Origin of the sequence: Achromobacter sp. GbtcB20, from assembly GCF_019091095.1 — a bacterium.
GTDB lineage: Bacteria > Pseudomonadota > Gammaproteobacteria > Burkholderiales > Burkholderiaceae_B > Achromobacter > Achromobacter mucicolens.
Genome location: NZ_JAGXJZ010000920.1, coordinates 1 through 234 on the forward strand (window position 1 = coordinate 1; position 234 = coordinate 234).

The following is a 234-nucleotide window of genomic DNA, read 5'->3' on the forward strand; positions in this document are numbered from 1 at the left end:
GGCTTCACGGTGCAGGCCATGGCGCGCCGGCCGCGCGCGCTGGAACTGATCGTCGGTCTCTCGCTCGATCCGGTGTTCGGGCCGGTGGTGCTGTTCGGGCAGGGTGGCGTCGCGGTGGAGGCGAACGCCGATCAGGCGATCGGCCTGCCGCCGCTGAACCGGGTGCTGGCGCGCGACATGATCGCGCGCACCCGCGTGGCGCGGCTGCTGGCCGGGTATCGCGGCACCGGCGCC

1 protein-coding gene is annotated in these 234 nt (G+C 74.8%); it reads left to right on the forward strand.

The window, feature by feature from the left end; all coding sequences use genetic code 11:
* Positions 1-234 (forward strand): acetate--CoA ligase family protein (locus KVT32_RS31630; protein WP_217619587.1); only part of this gene is annotated, 234 nt, incomplete at both ends.